Genomic DNA, 17842 nt, shown 5'->3' with positions numbered 1-17842 from the left:
GATGAAACTGGATTATCCAACAATAATACATATGATAAGCCAGGTTATTTGGCCAATGGGGCGGATTGGTGGGTTACTGCTTACCGTACCTGTTTTTTCCTCTGTCTTGTTACCCGCCCGTATTAAAATTATTTTGCTGTTTGTTTTAAGTTGTGTCTGTGCCTTTATGGTTCCCAAAGAGCTTTCTTTCCTCAATTTTAATGGACTTTTCTTAGCTTATATCATGCAGGAAGTACTTTTTGGGCTATTAATGGGATTTGTTTTACAGCTTGTGTTTCAGGTTTTTGTTTTGGGAGGACAAATTATTGCAATGCAGGCTGGTCTTAGTTTTGCGGTGATGGTTGATCCTGCAAGCCGAGCAAGTGTTCCATTGGTCAGTCAGTTTTACTCAATGATGATGACCTTAATATTTTTGGCGCTTAATGGCCATTTAACCGTTTTTGAAACCTTATTAGATAGTTTTAGAGTTATGCCTATAGGACAGTTATCTGTAACTCAAGCTATGGTGTGGAATGTTATTTTATTCTCAGGATGGATGTTTAAACAGGCACTATTGATTTCAATTCCTGCTTTATTGTCTTTGCTTATTGTGAGCCTTGCATTTGGAATCATGTCGCGAGCAGCACCACAATTAAATATATTTTCTCTAGGATTTCCCATCACCTTAATTATGGGAATAGTGGTGATTAAGGTAGGTTTGTCAAGTGTTGCGGCACAAATGGCAGATCTTATCAAAGAAGGAATGCGCTTTATGATAGGGATGTTACCCTGATGAGTGATCAAGAACACGCACAAGAAAAAACAGAACAGCCCTCGGCCAAGCGACTTAGAGACGCACGTAAAAAAGGTCAGGTTGCACGTTCAAAGGATTTCAATAGCACAGTAACGTTACTTTTTACTGCAGTAGGATTCCTTATTTTTGGAAAGCAATTGGCGCTGCAATTAGCAGTCATGATGCGCCATGCGTTTGAATTCGACACGCGAGTTACACTTACTCCCGCTGTGAGCGCGGAGCGTTTGTTTTTTCTAGCCAAGATGGGATTTTGGTCCTTAATGCCCTTACTGGTGATTATCTTTTTTGTTACCTTGGCAGCACCTCTGCTTATGGGCGGGTGGGTGTTCAGTGGCCAAGTGTTACAGCCTAAATTTTCGCGACTCAATTTATTTCAAGGAATCAAACGAATGGTTTCGTTGAAAGGTTTTGTCGAGATGTGCAAATCGTTTTTTAAGTTTCTCTTAGTCGCAGTGGTTGCCATAATAGTACTTAAAGTACAAATTCCTGCATTACTCAATTTGGCACATGTTCCTATAGAAACAGCGATTAGTACGGGCAGTCTCGTTGTAGTGAAATCTTTTGTATTGATTGCTGCCAGTTTGATTTTGATCGCTGCTTTTGATGTGCCTTTTCAATTGTATGAGCATCAAAAAAACATGAAAATGACAATGCAAGAATTGCGAGATGAATACAAAGAAACGGAAGGTAAGCCCGAAATAAAAAGTGCTATTCGTCGCGCTCAGCAAGAGATATCGAGACGTCGGATGATGAATGAAATATCTAAGGCAAATGTAGTACTAACAAACCCTACTCATTATGCTGTAGCCATCAGTTATAAAGAGAAGGGGCATAAAGCACCAATAGTTGTGGCAAAGGGTAAAGATTTGATTGCTTTTCAAATCAATAAAATTGCGACATCACATAAAATTCCCATTATTTCAGTACCGCCTTTGGCACGAGCGCTTTATTTTTCTACAAAATTAAATGCAGAAATACCGAGAGGACTTTATGTCGCTGTAGCTCAGGTTTTAGCTTATGTATTTCAACTGCGTGACAAGGAACGTTATGAGTATAAACCTTCTGTATTACAGAATGTTCCTATTCCAGCAGAGTTAGCGCGTGATGCAGAGGAGGCTGCTAATGAATAAAGCATTACAGTATATGCAATATTGGCTGCGCCAAGGTTTGGGTACACCCTTGGTGCTCATCATAATGCTCGGCATGATGATGTTACCTTTACCACCATTTTTATTGGATATGTTCTTTACTTTTAATATCGCTTTGTCACTTGTAGTCTTGTTAGCGGTGATTTATAGCGAAAGGCCTTTGGATTTTGCTGTATTTCCAACCGTCATATTACTTGCAACGTTATTACGCTTGTCGTTAAACGTTGCCTCAACGCGAGTCGTTTTATTAAATGGCCATAAAGGTACTGACGCAGCTGGGCATGTGATTCAATCATTTGGCGAAGTAGTTATTGGTGGAAACTATGCTGTGGGCCTCGTTGTATTTATGATTTTAGTAGTTATCAATTTTGTTGTAGTAACCAAGGGGGCTGGACGTGTATCAGAAGTAAGCGCGCGCTTCACCTTGGATTCTTTGCCGGGAAAGCAAATGGCGATTGATGCGGATTTGAATGCAGGTTTAATTAATCAAGAGCAGGCGGTAAAACGTCGATTGGAAGTGGCGCAAGAAGCTGATTTTTATGGTTCGATGGATGGTGCTAGCAAATTCGTTCGTGGCGATGCAATTGCTGGAATTTTAATTCTAGTTGTTAACATTATCGGCGGACTGATTATTGGGGTTTTTCAGCATGGAATGAGTATTTCTGATGCATTGCATAACTATATTTTATTAACTATAGGTGATGGTTTGGTGGCGCAAGTGCCTTCGTTAGTTTTATCAACCGCGGCGGCCATCATTGTTACTCGAGTTTCCAGTGCACAAAATATGGGACATGCAGTGATTTCGCAATTACTTGCTAATCCACGTTCATTAATAATTGCATCGGGTATTATTGGATTGATTGGTATTATTCCTGGAATGCCGCATGTGGCATTTATTCTCCTTTCTGCAGGTTTGGCAGGAATTGCTTATTTGTTTCTTCAGCAAGATAGAGCAAAACAGAAAGAGCTGCACATCCAGGAAAATGAATCGCTTGCAGTTCAAAATCCAAATATCTCTACGGAATTGTCATGGGATGATGTGAATCCTGTTGATGTAATAAGTCTTGAAGTAGGATACCGCTTAATTCCTTTAGTGGATCAAGCACAAGGAGGAATTTTACTTTCTCGTATTAAAGGGGTGCGAAAGAAAATATCACAAGAATTGGGTTTTCTAATTCCTTCAGTACATGTACGTGATAATTTGGATTTAAAACCTAACCATTATCGAATCAGTTTAGCTGGGGTAGTCATGGGGGAAGCGGCAATTCATCTTGATCGTTGCTTGGCTATAAATCCTGGACAAATTTTTGGCGAAATTGAAGGAATTAAAACTCGTGATCCAGCTTTTGGTATGGAAGCTGTTTGGATTAATGAAAGCCAAAGAGAGCAAGCCCATACCTTAGGATATACGGTAGTCGACTCTTCGACGGTTGTTGCCACACACTTAAGCCAGATATTAGAACAAAATAGCCAGCAATTGTTAGGTTATGAAGAAACCCAACAGCTTTTAGACAAACTTGCGGTTAGCTCGCCTAAACTCGTGAAAGAATTAGTACCCGATGGATTATCCTTGGGAATGGTTAGCAAAGTATTACAAGGTTTATTAACGGAACATATCCCTCTAACAGATATTCGCACTATAGTCGAAACTTTGGCGGAATTAGCGCCAAAATCTAAGGATACGGAGTATTTAATCAGTCAAGTTCGTATTGCTTTATCTCGATTAATCACCCAAAAAATCAGTGGTGTGCATGAGGAATTACCAATTATTACGTTAAAACCTGAGTTGGAACAATTATTGCAAAACATTATTCAAAGTAGTGGATCTGGAGGCGTAAATTTCGAACCAGGAATGGCAGATAAAATACAACATTCTTTGACACAATTAGCAATGCAACAACAGGCAAAACAGGAGAGTTCAGTATTGGTAGTACAGCCAGGAATTCGCGCAGTGTTGGCACGATTTGTGCGTAATATATCTCATGACTTTCATGTTTTGTCGTATCAGGAGATTCCTGATAATAAACAAATAAGAATAGTAGGCACAGTAGGATAAAAATGAATAACTGAGGGCAAACTTCTCAGTTTTCTTACAAGCAAGCTACAATTTCTAAAGAGGCATTGCGTGAATAGTGACAAATTTCTTCATAAGCAGGAGGCTTTATGAAATTAAAACGTTTTGTTGCGGCCGATACGCGCAGCGCTATGAAACAAATTAAAGAGACACTTGGTGCCGATGCCGTCATTTTGTCCAGCCATCATGTTGAAGGTGGGGTGGAAGTCGTTGCTGCAATTGATTTTGATGAAACAATTCTATCGACTTCAGCAGCTGTAGCTTGTGCAGAGCCAACCAGCCAGACTAATAAATTTCAAATGCAAACACCGCTTGATGATATGCGTCAAGAAATTCAAACACTAAGAGGTATGCTTGAAGCACAATTAAGAGGGAATGTTGGTGTCTATGAACCTTTGCATACTATTCTGCTCCAGAAGCTTTTGTATCTGGGGGTGAGTCACACCACTGCTGCGACTTGGGCCTGTTCTGTGCGATCTGATTTAAATCAACAAAAAGGCTGGGAATCTGTATTGAATCTTATTTCCGATCAATTAGCCATTTGTGATACACGTCGAATAGAAGAGGGCGGAGTTTATGCTTTTGTTGGACCAACTGGTGTTGGAAAAACGACTACATTGGCAAAAATTGCAGCGCGATTTGCTTTAAGGTTTGGAGCCGATAAGTTAGGCCTGGTCACAATGGACACTTATCGAATAGCAGCGCAAGAACAACTCATGATGTATGGAAAAATCTTGGGAGTTAAGGTGTGTGTTGCTCAAGATGAGGTTTCTTTGGCCCGTGTATTACGGCAATTAAATGATAAGAAATTAATCTTGATTGATACAGCAGGAATGAATCCTGCAGATGAGCGAGTAGTAAAACAAATGCATGTATTAGGCACTTATTTGCAATCGATTTCCAAAGTTTTGGTTTTACCTGCAACAAGCCATTACCAAGTGTTAATTGATGCTATAAGACGTTATGAAGCAAATCAAATTGATCAGTGTATTTTGACAAAACTGGACGAATCGCTCGCTGTGGGTGGAGCACTTAGTGCTCTTATTGAGTCGGGTTTAGGTGTGAGCTATTTGACGCACGGACAACGTGTCCCTGAAGACATCAAAATGGCAACACGCCATCAGCTTGTTGAATTATTTGCTGAACAGGAAGCGCAGCTGTTTCGGACAGATAATGTTAGGAAAGCACATCAAAGTGCTGGGAGAGAATATCATGTCTAAAGTGAGACGAAATATAAGTGATCAAGCTTCAGGTCTGAGAAGTCTATCGCGTGCGAAGCCGATCAAGGTAATTGCAGTCTCTGCCGGAAAGGGTGGAGTTGGCAAGAGCAATGTTTCTGTTAATTTGGCAGTGGGTTTGGCCCAACTTAATAAAAAAGTAATGTTGCTTGATGCTGATTTGGGATTGGCAAACATCGATATCATGCTGGGTTTACATACTAAATATAATCTATCACATGTGACTCAGGGAATTTGTCATTTAAGTGACATTATTTTGCCAGGACCTAATGGCATCAGTGTTATTCCTGCAGCATCAGGAACAGAGTTTATGACTCAACTCTCTCCACCAGAGCTCGCCGGGATTATTGATGCATTTAATGAGCTTACCGATGATTTGGACTACATGATTATTGATACCGCTGCCGGTATATCTGACACTGTTTTAAGTTTTACTCGTTCATCGCAAGAATTGATTGTCGTTGTATGCGATGAGCCCACCTCTTTAACTGATGCATATGCTTTAATTAAAGTAATGAGTAAGCGTTATGAATGGACACGTTTTCATATTTTAGCCAATATGGTCAGAAATGAGCGAGATGGACGAGAATTATTTAACAAATTATTCAGAGTTTCCGAGCAATTTCTTGAGGTTCAGCTAGACTATTTAGGAGCAGTTCCTTTTGATGAACACATACACAGGGCAGTGAAAATGCAAAAACCCGTCTTAATTGCTTATCCTGATTCTGCCGCTGCGCTGGCGATGAGGCAGTTAGCAGACGAAGTATCTGAATGGCCACCTAGTTCTCTACTGGGGGGGAATACCAGTTTCTTTTTAGAGCGTTTAGTAGCAGGTGAATTTTAAGGAGATTAATGTGGATGCTTTGGCTGCCTATAGCAAAGTGAACCAGCAAATTCAAGAAACGCTGGTAAAAACTCATGCCTTGTTGGTTAAGCGCATAGCACATCATTTATTGGGGCGTTTGCCACAAAGCGTACAACTGGATGACTTAATACAAGCGGGAATGCTTGGTTTGCTCGAAGCAACAAGACATTACGACTCTTCCAAGGGGGCTTCATTTGAAACCTATGCGGGAATCCGTATCAGAGGGTATATGCTTGATGAAGTAAGGCGTAATGATTGGGTTCCTCGTTCAGTTTATCGTAATGCAAGAATGATTTCAGAGGCAGTAAAATCTGTTGAGCACCGATTAGGAAGAGAGGCAAAAGATTCAGAAATAGCAGCTGAACTTGGAATATCTCTTAATGAATACCATGAAATGTTGCAAGACTCGGTGAGCAGTCATTTATATGGTTTTGAAGATTTGGGTGTTACCGATGATGCCTTACAGGTCGAAGACGGATACGCCTCTACCGAGCCTCATGTTAACGTATTTCATAATGATTTGATGCGGCGTTTATCAGAGGTAATTCGTGGATTACCCCAAAAAGAGCGAATGGTACTCTCTTTATATTACGAGCAAGATTTAAACCTAAAAGAAATCGGAGAGGTTATTGGTGTTAGTGAATCACGTGTTTCACAGATCCTCAGTCAGGCAACACTTCGTATTAAATCACGATTACCGGAATAAAAAGAATGGATGCTTTAACTTTAATAGGGATGTTAACCAGTTTTTTAGCTATTACATTAGGGCAAATGTTAGAGGGCGGAAGCATGCAGACCCTAATGAACTTTTCTGCATTGCTAATTGTGCTTGGGGGGACAATCGGTGCTGTTATGGTGCAAACACCACTAAGTACCTTTAAACGAGCATTTAAAATCCTGCCCTGGGTTATTGCCCCTCCCAAGCTCGATTTTGAACCCTGCCGTAATAAGATGTTTGAGCTGGCACGAAAAGCCCGTCAGCTGGGTTTACTTTCCTTGGAAGAGCATTTAGAGGTTGAAAAAAATCCACTCATTAATAAGGGGTTAGAGTTGTTAGTTATTGGCGTGGATAAACTCACTATAAGACAAGTCCTGGAGGATGAAATTGATCGTGTTGAAGCAATTGATTCCCATGCAGCGCAGGTTTTTGAAAGTATGGGGGGGTACAGTCCAACCATAGGGATCTTGGGCGCGGTATTGGGATTGATTCAAGTGATGCGCCATTTATCGGAGCCGAGTGAATTGGGTTTAGGTATCGCAGTAGCGTTCGTTGCTACCATTTATGGAGTTGGGATGGCTAATCTTATTTTTTTACCGGTGGCGAATAAATTAAAAAGTTGTATCGCTCGCCAGGTGCACTATGACGAAATGATTGTAGAAGGTGTCGTTGCAATCGCTTCTGGAGAAAGTCCTGGAATTTTGCTGTTAAAACTCAATAATTTTGGCCAACAGAAGAAAAATGAAACAAAGAAAAAAAAGGAATGAACAACAAAACGATCATCATCGTTGGGTTGTCTCTTATGCAGATTTTATTACCTTGCTATTTGCATTCTTTGTAGTTATGTACGCTATTTCCTCCGTAAATATTTCAAAGTACAAATCCCTTTCAGAGGGAATGAAATCAGCGTTTAATAAAAAAGATGAAGCTCGGGCCCTCAAATCAACAAAAAGTATAAAAGACGGACCACAAACCAAACAATTTAAAGGCCCTTTTAATGATGGACTTGATGAATTAAATCAATCATTAGCAGATTTGGAAGACGGAAATTATAAGATCAATCGACAAGAAGGTTGGGTTGAATTGGATATTAACTCAGGTGCTTTATTTGAGTCAGGTGAATCAGATTTAAAACCGGAAGCATTTGTTAAATTAATGCGATTAGCCAGTAAGATTAAAAAATCATCTTCTATTGTTGCCGTAGAGGGCTATACAGACAATATTCCCATAGAGACGCCACAATTTCCGTCAAATTGGGAGCTTTCGGCTATGCGTGCAGCAGTTGTTGGCCGTATTCTAAATTCATTTGGAATAGAAACACAGCGCATTTTAGTGACGGGTTATGGAGAACAATATCCAGTTGCTGATAATATTACAGAACAAGGGCGGGCTGCAAATCGTAGGGTGACAATCATAATTGCCTTGAATCGTAATATTCCTCGTCTTTTAAATCCATCGCTAAGTCAACCAGCAGCTCATCGTATCGTCATGGGGGATAAGGATATAAAATGATAACTTTTCTTTTAAGTTTAAATGTGGTTATTTTTGTATTCGTACTTAATTACTTATTTAGTCAGCGGAAGAAATTAACTGATTTTCAGGAAAAACTGGATATGCAACAAAAACTAATTGAGCAAATCACAAAAGATCATCCCGTGTTGATTCATGCTGATTTATTATTCTCTAAACAATTAAAAGAGATTAATACTCAATTGATTAGTATGGATAATCAAATTCAGGATTTGGAAAATAAACGAGCCAATGATGGCGGTTATCGCCATGCCTTGCGTATTTTGGAAATGGGGGGAAATCGAGATGAAATTGTCGAAAGTTGTCATTTATCTCCTGCAGAAGCTGATTTATTAATGAATTTGCAAGCTTATCGAACTGCAATGAAGACTCCATAGTCTGTCTTTTTGCCTACTTTCACTGTAAAATCCCAAACTTATTTTTTTGCATTGTCGTGCTTTGGTTTAAAGTAGCATGAATGCTGCATGGACACTCTGTTTTTTTAGTTAATAATAAGCTCCTCTCTCCCATTATTGAGAGAGAGGGCGGGTTGAAGGGAACTAGTAAATGCCCTCATCCGCTCTAACGGGTACTTTTTCACTTTTGGCGAGAAAGGCGTTGCGCTTAAGTAAAAAGCAAAGTGACTAGGCTGCACCCAGACTACATTGAGATTAGGGCCGTGATCTAATTACTAATTTTAAAGAGACACTTATGTTAGAAGTAAACCAAATTAGTCTTAATCTGGTGGATCTCATTAAGCGAGTAGAAGCGCTTAGGGGGTATCTTTGACTTTGACGCTAAGAGTGAGCGTTTAGAGGAAGTTGTTCGAGAGTTGGAGTCATCTACAGTTTGGGATAATCCGGAGGTTGCTCAAGCCTTGGGTCGTGAGCGAACTCAGCTGGAAGCAGTTGTTTCAACTTTAACTCAATTAAGTCAATCCATTACAGATTTAAATGAATTGTTTGAAATTGCGCGTGAAGAAGGTGACGAACAAACCATTAATGAAATTGGTGAAGAGTTAATTTCCATTGAGAAAAAGGTCGCTGATTTAGAGTTTCGTCGGATGTTTTCCGGAAAAATGGATGACTCAAATGCTTACTTGGATATTCAATCAGGTTCTGGTGGTACAGAAGCTCAGGATTGGGCAGAGATGTTATTGCGCATGTACTTACGTTGGGGCGAGCAACATGGGTTTACTACAGAACTAATTGAGTGTTCTCCGGGTGAGGTTGCTGGTATTAAAAGTGCTACTATTTATTTTAAGGGAGAGTATGCTTTTGGATGGTTGCGTACAGAAAGTGGAGTGCACCGTTTAGTGCGAAAATCTCCTTTTGATTCAGGAAATCGACGACATACTTCTTTTGCGGCAGTATTTGTTTCACCTGAAATTGATGATGATATTGACATCGAAATTAATCCTGCTGATTTACGTATTGATACGTACAGAGCTTCCGGTGCCGGAGGGCAGCATGTAAACCGAACTGACTCTGCAGTGCGTATTACTCATGCACCAAGTGGAATTGTAGTACAATGCCAGAATGATAGAAGTCAGCATCGAAATAAAGATCAGGCAATGAAACAACTGCGTGCTAAGTTGTATGAGCTGGAAGTGCAAAAGAAAAATGCAGAGCAGCAAGCGTTAGAAGCCAGTAAATCAGATATAGGTTGGGGATCTCAAATTCGTTCATACGTATTGGATCAATCTCGTATTAAAGATCTGCGAACCAGTGTTGAAACAAGCAATACACAAGCAGTATTGGATGGGGCGTTAGATCAATTTATTGAAGCCAGTTTAAAGGCAGGAGTAGGGCAGCATGAGTGAAGAGCATATTGAACATATAGATGAAAGTGAAGTTTATTATATTCGTAAACAAAAATTGGCTGAGTTACGTACAAAAGGTTTTAATTTTCCAAACCAATTTCGTCGTGAAAATTTAGCTCAAGAAGTCATAAAACATTATGATTCATTAGATAAAGAAACTTTAGTACAACAGCATGTTAAGGTGACTGTTGCCGGCCGCATCGTATTGAGGCGTATTATGGGCAAGGCCAGTTTTTTTCATATTCAAGATTTTTCTGGACGGATTCAAGTTTATATCCGAGCTAATGACCTTCCCGAGCAATATGAAGAGTTCAAGCATTGGGATTTAGGCGATATTGTTGGGGTTAAAGGTGAGTTATTCAAGACAAATACAGGTGAGCTTACCGTAAATGCCGAGCATATTGAGTTATTGACGAAATCATTACGCCCTTTACCTGATAAATTTCATGGATTAGCTGACCAAGAAGTTAAGTATCGTAAACGTTATGTGGATTTGATTGCCAATGATGAAAGTCGTCTTACATTTTTAACACGTTCGCGATTAATTCAAGCGTTTAGACAGTTTATGGATCAACACTATTTTCTGGAAGTAGAAACACCCATGATGCATCCTATCCCGGGTGGGGCTATGGCACGTCCTTTTGTTACGCACCATCATACTTTGGATATGACCATGTATTTGCGTATCGCGCCTGAGCTTTATTTAAAACGTCTTGTTGTAGGTGGATTTGAGCGCGTTTATGAAATTAACCGTAATTTCCGTAATGAGGGAATTTCAACGCGTCATAATCCAGAATTTACTATGGTTGAATTTTACCAAGCCTATGCTGATTATCAGGACTTGATGAATTTTACCGAGGAATTATTGCGTTATCTCTGTGATACTGTCATGGAAAAACGGCAGGTGGAGTATCAAGGTCAGATTATTGATTTTAATAAGCCATTTGCGCGTATGACGGTTAAAGAAGCAATTTTATATTATCATCCAGAAATCAATGCTCAACAGTTAGAAAGTGTTGAAAGTTGTCGTGAGATATTGCAGAACAAAGGCTTTCCTTTTAAAGAAACCGATGGCTTGGGTAAGCTGCAAATCATATTGTTTGAAGAAACTGTTGAACATCAATTATTTCAGCCTACTTTTATTACGGGCTATCCTACTGAAATTTCACCGTTGGCACGCCGCAGTGATCATGATTTAGAAGTGACTGATCGTTTTGAGTTCTTTATTGCTGGTCGAGAGATTGCTAATGGATTTTCTGAGTTAAATGATGCAGAAGATCAGGCAGAACGTTTTCGTAAGCAAGTTGAAGAAAAAGATGCAGGTGATTTAGAGGCTATGCATTTTGATAGTGACTACATCGAAGCACTGGAATATGGGTTGCCTCCTACAGCAGGAGAGGGTATAGGTATTGATCGTTTGGTTATGTTGTTTACCAACTCTCAGTCAATTCGGGATGTTATTTTGTTCCCACATTTGCGTCAATAATAAGAGCAATACACCAGAAATATAGCCTGACTATTAAGGACACCATAACCAGAGTTTTGTGACAAGCACAAACTCTGTTATGACTCCTCGGTACTCAGGCTATGTTTTAAGAACTCCTATTGGGTAATGATCCCAAACAAAAAAATAATAATAATTTATCAGGTGGCTTATGTTTGTTACTCACTTCCAGAAGGCGATTACATACATTAGGGAAACTCAGGAAATAGCATTATTTGCTACGATGGCAGATGCAAGATTATCAACGGCATTTAGCGCATCGCCTTTGTTTTATATCATTTTGCCTTTTATTGGTTTCTTATTGACGATAAATGCCTTAATCAATGGATACCATCTCGCAAAAGCCAGCAATCGCAATGTTGATCGGTGGTTACTATTTGCTACTTCTGCGATTTGTGCTGCTTTAGCAAGCATATCCCTTTATGGGGCTGCAATATCAAAGGTTCTTGGTTTTAGCTTTGCTGCAGGCCCTTGGTTTTTTTTTAGTAGTTTACTTGTGGCATTGAGTCATCAGTTTATGATGTTTGGACTCAATTTATATAGAGCTTTTGAGTCCCCTAAAGACAGTATTCAACGCATGCATTATATGCAAGCAGCTTTAAGTAACGCGTTTGCCATGGCTTTTCTAGCTGCAGCATTAGGTGCCGTTGTTTTTGTTTTACTTTTTCCTGTGGCTCCAGTTGTAGGTACTGTATTTTCAATTACTGCAGTGTTATTTACTGGTGTTGATTTATTATGGCGCATGGCTCCTGATTCTGTAAAACAAATCATTAAAGGCAGGCTCCACTTGGGCAAGCCAGATATAGCACAGGATGCAATGGTGAATCAGGAGGCCATTTTTAACCCTAAAACTAATAAAGAAGAGCCTAAACATCACAGGATGTTTACGTGTTGTGATTACAGTGCTGTAATCCGAAAAATGGATAGTGTAGCCGTTAAAGCTTATCTTTTAGGGCTGATTCAGAACAAATTGAGCCTATTAGAGCAAAAACTTGATCCTAAAAATCAAAAAATAAATGATAAGATTTCATTATTAAAAACACTATTAAAAACAATAGAAAATCCTCAAAAAATTTCAAAAATGAATGTTAGAGCTACGTATCCTTTAGCTTTTCAAAGCTTTTGGGCTGAAAAAGGCGATGTAGAGCAAATATTGGATGCAGTCATTGCGTTTCAGGATAGGGAGCGACTTGAGAAGCATGCTCGATTGAGTCTAGTCATGGGGTAAAATATATCAACTGAGTGAAATTGTTTTGCAAAGTAAAAATTTCACTCTTAATCGATTATAAAGAGCGGAGGGCATAAGGATAGATTGTTCTATCTTTATGCTCTAATTTTATCTCAACATGTTATGATCTATATGGATAGATATGTATTTACAAAATGATCGAGCAAAGTGTTGTAAACAGATTTTTTAAAACTATGATGAGAGTAATCTACTTTAAATAAAATAAAAAATATCAGGTTAAAAGTTATGGTTTGGGAAGATACTCTAAAAAAAATCAGCAATAACACAGCTTTTAAAGCCGCTTTGCAATGGGCAGATAATCCAGTTAATTTACAACTGGTTAATAACCAAATCAATTGTGTTTATCGTTTTGAGTCTGAGGGTAAAGGATTCTATTTACGCATAACACACGAGAAAATTCGGCCACAAAAAGAATTACTTGCAGCCATTGATTTTCAGCAACATCTGTTTCAAATGGATGCGCCAGTTTGTGAAGTACTTAAATCGAAAAATGGATCTTATATTGAAACTGTAGTACAAGAAGAACTCCATTTTTTAATCCATGTATGTTCAGAAGTACCCGGAACTATCATGCATTTTGGATATGAAGTTAAAAATGTATACGAACACTGGGGGCAAGCATTGGCTCGTTTACATCGTGCGGCAGAAAGTTATCAAGCGAATGGCCATCATTTTAGAAGTTGGAGTGATTTATGGAGTGAAACGGCAGACTACCTTGTTTATGAGAATTCTGCTATCCAGGATCTATTCCACACCATTGACGAGCATTTCAGAGCTTTTAAAATAAATAACGTTAATTTTGGTCTGACTCACGGGGATCATCGTCCAGGCAATGTGCTGTTTGACGGTAAACAGATTCATTTTATTGACTTTGATGAGCCTGTTTATCATTGGTTTATGGCTGATATTGCCAAACCTTTTTTAGATTTATGCGGCATTCCATATTCCAAATGGGCCGCGAAATTTGCATGGATGATAGAGGGATATCAGAGTATTTTTCCTATTGATGGGCAGTTATTACATGCGATTAATGATTTTAGTCAAATGAAGAGCCTGGATATTTATCTTTGGTGTAAAAATAATTGGCATGAACCTACCGCACCAGGTGGAAAACCAAGGGAACAGTGGCTTAATGAGTTAAGACATATGGCATTTACACCACTATTTCAATTATAAATTAATTAACTGTATGGCTTGCCAAGAGGAATCAATCAACATGTAGCCTGGGTGCAGCATAGCGGAACCCAGGATCTAAGACAGTATTTCTTAGCTACAATTATCTGCTTAATTGTACTGCAAACTATCTGTGTTTTGGGATGTCAAAGAAGAATTGTAATGTGCTTTAGGATCAAAAAAAGTTTGGTTTGTCACAGCGAGTAGTGCTTGAGATTTCGCTTGTTTGAGATTCTCTGTTTCTTTATGGATTTCTGGATCTTGTGGTGCTAATTTTCTCGCTGCATCGAGAGATTTTTCTGCCTCCAGCCAATTTTTTTCCAAGCGATAACAACAAGCTGTATTAAGCCATGCATCAGCCTGATCTTGTGTGTCTGCAGTTCGCTCTAGAAGTATTGCAAACTTGACTCTTGCTTCGGAATATTTTCCTTGCTTGAATAGACACATGCCTATTTGATTAAGCGCTGGAATATGATTTTGATCCAGATCAAGAGCTGATTCATATAATTTCTGGGCTTTTGCATAGGCTTGGCTCTGATACAGATGATGTCCGAATTGCGCATAACATTCAGTAAGATTTTCTGTAATTACATTTTGAAATAATTTGTCATTTTTATGGCAGTGAGCTAAGGCTTCACGATAATAGTGAATGGCCCAATTAAACTGCTCGCTTATCATTTCTTGAGTGTTGCTCGCTTCAGATAATTTTTTCAGTAGCTCAATATATTGTTCATACCAGCTGGCAATAGAATGCAAAAACATAGGATTATCCTTACATAGCTCCAGAGCCGAATTAAGTGCGATTCGAGCACTTTTTAATAATGCGGAACAATTTTGTAAATCGATCTCTAGATATTCCTGAGCTAGCTTCATATAAAGCAAACCTAGATTATGTCGTACCGAAACGCATGAGGGATCAATTTCTAAAGCATTTAAGTAACAAGTGATGGCTAACTCACTCTCACTCCTAGAGGCATAACATTGTCCTAACAGATCGAACGCGTGGGATTTGTTTTCCTGTTCCTTTTCATACTGAGTTAATTCAATAAACTGTATTAAATAAGAAATGGTTTCACTTTTCTCATCGCATAAAAAACAAGTTTTTCCTAAAAGAAAGTACGTTTCGGGTACTTCAGGATTTTGTTTTATTGCTTCAAGAAATAATTTCTTGGCTTCAATGTATTTACTTTCACGAAGTGCATCTACACCTTGTAAGTGGAACGAATTAAACATATTTACCATCCCATAGAGTAGTTAAAATTGTTACGTCCCTATATGTCAAATCAAACTGGAGCGTAGAATATATTAAACAATTCTTTTTTAATAGTAATTGAGCTGAGGTATTTTATGACAACAGCGCTTGGCATTAGTGGAGTATCAGGATGCATGCTTGCTACAGAGTTTCAGGTACAATTGATTTGGGAATTTTTAAGTAAAAGGAAAAGCATATAATGCAATCAAATCCTATTATTGAACTGAGTCTTTGGTTGGCAAGAGAACGTGAGAATGGAGCACCTAACCCAAGTCAGGCTGTTTTATCGTCTATTTCAGTAGATGGCGTCCCGCATAGCCGAGTCGTTGCTATTCGTGAAATTTCAGATGAGGGGTTTTTATTCTTTACTCAGAAAAGTACTCGCAAAGTAAATGAATTAAAAAATAATCCTCGAGTAAGTCTTGTGTTTTGGCTGGAGCTTTTGCAACGGGAAGTGATTATTGAAGGTAACGCTCTATTTCTAAATCATGCTGAGAATAAAAAATATTGGGACAGTTATCCTCAATGGGATCAAATTCGCTTTTTAAGCTATGCTCCAACTTCAATGCAATTGATTGAGAGTAAAGAAGTTCTCGAAAAGAAACGTCAGAAGATAGAGGCATCATTTTTGAATAAACCAATTCCTCTGAGCCCTGAATATTGCGGTTTCCTTATCCGGCCGGAACGCATGGTATTCTATGCATACCGACAAGATGAACTGTCCGATGTTTGGGAGTATATTTTAAAAAATAATGAATGGAATTTACAACGTTTATCGCCCTAAAATTATCTGAGTAAAAAGGGGCGATCGAAGAGAACTAATTACTTCTTACATTAAGTATAAAAAGACTTATTATTTCTGCTTGGCCTTTTATAATTCCTATATCCAAATCCCGCATTTTGATTTTTATTTGATCTCATGGGGCATTCTCAACTAAACTTCCCCAGTTTTTATAATTTAAGGAAGATCATTATGAAAAAACACACTTTTGCAAGCAAGTCGCTACCGTCATCCCCGCGCAAGCATGAACCGACGAAGCTTTCTGAAAGCAAATCTGGACCAGCATCACCACGTGGAATTAATGTTCCTGATTCTCAGGGTGAAATAAAGGTAGGAGATCCTCCGATTGCTGGCAAATCAAGTAACGAGAAGAATGTGCATTCCGAGGTGCCGGCCGGTAAAGGTTCAATTGCCCAAGCCCTAAAATTTTTTCGAAGTGGAAAGTCTACATCCTTCCCAATTCTACCAACCGATTCTACCAATCCACCAGCATCTCCTCGAGCAACTCCACCAGAAACTCCTTCTAATGCGCTGCCAGCAGCTATTCCTTTTGCTCTTAGTAGTGAAGCTATAAAAATCAAGAAAAAAACTGCCAAAGTTGTAGAAGCTAAAGAAGCAGAAGAGCCAATATTAAAAAGAGCTGAATCCCATAGAACCATGTTTGGCGTGCTTAGTCTGGATAATTTAATTTCTGAAGCAAAACATCCAGAATTATATCGTCGAACCATCGCATGTACGGTTTTAGCGCAACATTACAATACCTACATCGAATTGCTGGTTAAGTCCCAGTGGCATACAGCAGGCAGCTTAAAGTCTCTTCACACTGAAAAGGTTCAAAAACTGCTTAAACATACGCAAGAAGAGCAGGTTAAACTAATGAGAGCACTTTGCCAAATACTTGATAAAGCATTAACTGTTTATTTAATAGAGACAAGTGATGATGCAGGACAAGTCGATAAATTCTGTGAATTTCTAAGGGAGCGCATCGATGCTGTAATGGGACTTACGCAATTTGATAATTACCCGTTTGTTAAAGGTCTTTCTTACAAAGACAAGCGTCATTTTTTTCCTAAAGAAATAAATTGTAATTTAATGACAATGAAGAGAATACAAAAGAAAGAGTATGAATTAAGAGCTGAAATCCAAACGGCTGCTTTGGACTTCTTGCAAACAGAAAAATTTAATGAGCCACTGGCAATAATTTTGCCATTTTTGACGCATTATGTGAACGTTTATCATAAGCAAGAATACGTTGAAACCTTAGCAAAATTAAGCCATACAATAGTTCAGGTATATGGCTATCTGGAAGAATTGCGAATCATGGAGGCTACTTTTGATTCTGCTATTAAAAATAATTTTACTCCTCCAGGATTTATTAGCTTCAATTCCCTATTACCTGAGCATGATGAATTTCGTAGGCTTCTCGTAAATCAAATAAGCTGGGTTTTAAAGCAAAAAAACTCTAAACCTTCATGCAATCCTTCTGAGTCAGATTTTTTTATTTGTGATGACAGTGAATTACTTTCAACGATAAAAATGGAAATTTCGTTTTTTACTAAAGGATTTAAAAAAACAGCCAAGGAAGTTCCAAAGGATTTACCAAAATTGGCCAAAAGGCTGGCTGAAAAGATGTTAGGCGTGAATGAATCATTACAACCCGAAGAAACTCCTGACAAGGTAGAATCTCGAGTTTTGGGTTGTTAACCAATTGATTTA

At 38.7% G+C, this 17842-nt stretch carries 16 protein-coding genes; 15 read left to right on the top strand and 1 reads right to left on the bottom strand.

The window, feature by feature from the left end:
* Window position 1: 1 nt before the first annotated feature.
* The 13 genes from fliR (at window position 2) to BW930_RS00765 (ending at window position 14096) form a co-directional block, all read left to right on the top strand.
* Window positions 2-772 (top strand): flagellar biosynthetic protein FliR, encoded by a 771-nt coding sequence (fliR, locus tag BW930_RS00825; RefSeq protein WP_058467891.1) that lies wholly within the window; start codon window positions 2-4, stop codon window positions 770-772.
* Window positions 772-1923: a flagellar biosynthesis protein FlhB gene (flhB, locus tag BW930_RS00820; RefSeq protein ID WP_058467892.1), complete on the top strand. Its 1152-nt coding sequence runs from the start codon at window positions 772-774 to the stop codon at window positions 1921-1923. The genes fliR and flhB overlap by 1 nt, the downstream gene beginning before the upstream one ends.
* Window positions 1916-3997, top strand: a complete 2082-nt coding sequence (gene flhA, locus BW930_RS00815) for a flagellar biosynthesis protein FlhA (protein WP_058467893.1) — start codon at window positions 1916-1918, stop codon at window positions 3995-3997. Before flhB ends, flhA begins: the two co-directional genes overlap by 8 nt.
* A gap of 107 nt (window positions 3998-4104) precedes the next feature.
* A complete protein-coding gene (gene flhF, locus BW930_RS00810) occupies window positions 4105-5235 on the top strand; it encodes a flagellar biosynthesis GTPase FlhF (protein ID WP_058467894.1) in 1131 nt (376 codons plus the stop codon).
* Window positions 5228-6097: a MinD/ParA family protein gene (locus tag BW930_RS00805; protein WP_058467895.1), complete on the top strand. Its 870-nt coding sequence runs from the start codon at window positions 5228-5230 to the stop codon at window positions 6095-6097. The genes flhF and BW930_RS00805 overlap by 8 nt, the downstream gene beginning before the upstream one ends.
* Window positions 6098-6107: 10 nt before the next feature.
* Window positions 6108-6824 (top strand): RNA polymerase sigma factor FliA, encoded by a 717-nt coding sequence (locus BW930_RS00800; protein ID WP_058467896.1) that lies wholly within the window; start codon window positions 6108-6110, stop codon window positions 6822-6824.
* Between the two features lie 5 nt (window positions 6825-6829).
* The gene (locus BW930_RS00795; protein ID WP_058467897.1) at window positions 6830-7603 is read left to right on the top strand and encodes a flagellar motor protein; all 774 of its coding nucleotides are present in this window, start codon (window positions 6830-6832) and stop codon (window positions 7601-7603) included.
* Complete coding sequence (locus BW930_RS00790; protein WP_058467898.1) at window positions 7578-8348, top strand: flagellar motor protein MotB; 771 nt, start codon at window positions 7578-7580, stop codon at window positions 8346-8348. Before BW930_RS00795 ends, BW930_RS00790 begins: the two co-directional genes overlap by 26 nt.
* The gene (locus BW930_RS00785) at window positions 8345-8743 is read left to right on the top strand and encodes a DUF2802 domain-containing protein (protein WP_058467899.1); all 399 of its coding nucleotides are present in this window, start codon (window positions 8345-8347) and stop codon (window positions 8741-8743) included. Before BW930_RS00790 ends, BW930_RS00785 begins: the two co-directional genes overlap by 4 nt.
* A 313-nt stretch (window positions 8744-9056) precedes the next feature.
* Window positions 9057-10167 (top strand): peptide chain release factor 2 gene (gene prfB, locus BW930_RS00780; protein WP_115266180.1). Its coding sequence is split into 2 segments (ribosomal slippage): window positions 9057-9131 and window positions 9133-10167, totalling 1110 coding nucleotides; the frame shifts between segments, so codons are not numbered across the junction.
* Entirely contained in the window at window positions 10160-11653 is a 1494-nt protein-coding gene (lysS, locus tag BW930_RS00775) for a lysine--tRNA ligase (RefSeq protein ID WP_058467901.1), read from the top strand. Before prfB ends, lysS begins: the two co-directional genes overlap by 8 nt.
* Window positions 11654-11822: 169 nt before the next feature.
* Window positions 11823-12899 carry a hypothetical protein gene (locus BW930_RS00770; RefSeq protein ID WP_058467902.1) on the top strand — a complete coding sequence of 359 codons (1077 nt, stop codon included), beginning with the start codon at window positions 11823-11825 and terminating at the stop codon, window positions 12897-12899.
* Between the two features lie 246 nt (window positions 12900-13145).
* A complete protein-coding gene (locus tag BW930_RS00765; RefSeq protein ID WP_058467903.1) occupies window positions 13146-14096 on the top strand; it encodes a phosphotransferase enzyme family protein in 951 nt (316 codons plus the stop codon).
* Window positions 14097-14204: 108 nt separating this feature from the next.
* Here the strand turns inward: BW930_RS00765 and BW930_RS00760 are convergent, their stop codons facing one another.
* A complete protein-coding gene (locus BW930_RS00760) occupies window positions 14205-15326 on the bottom strand; it encodes a tetratricopeptide repeat protein (RefSeq protein ID WP_058467904.1) in 1122 nt (373 codons plus the stop codon).
* A 218-nt stretch (window positions 15327-15544) separates the two neighbouring features.
* Here BW930_RS00760 and BW930_RS00755 point away from each other — a divergent pair, with 218 nt between their 5' ends.
* Complete coding sequence (locus BW930_RS00755) at window positions 15545-16129, top strand: pyridoxine/pyridoxamine 5'-phosphate oxidase (protein WP_082647070.1); 585 nt, start codon at window positions 15545-15547, stop codon at window positions 16127-16129.
* A gap of 189 nt (window positions 16130-16318) precedes the next feature.
* A complete protein-coding gene (locus BW930_RS00750) occupies window positions 16319-17830 on the top strand; it encodes a hypothetical protein (protein WP_058467906.1) in 1512 nt (503 codons plus the stop codon).
* Window positions 17831-17842: the final 12 nt, after the last annotated feature.

The organism is Fluoribacter gormanii (genome assembly GCF_900156395.1).
Taxonomy (GTDB): domain Bacteria; phylum Pseudomonadota; class Gammaproteobacteria; order Legionellales; family Legionellaceae; genus Legionella; species Legionella gormanii.
The sequence above is the reverse complement of the archived record's forward strand: the minus strand, read 5'-3'. Positions and strand labels throughout refer to the sequence as shown.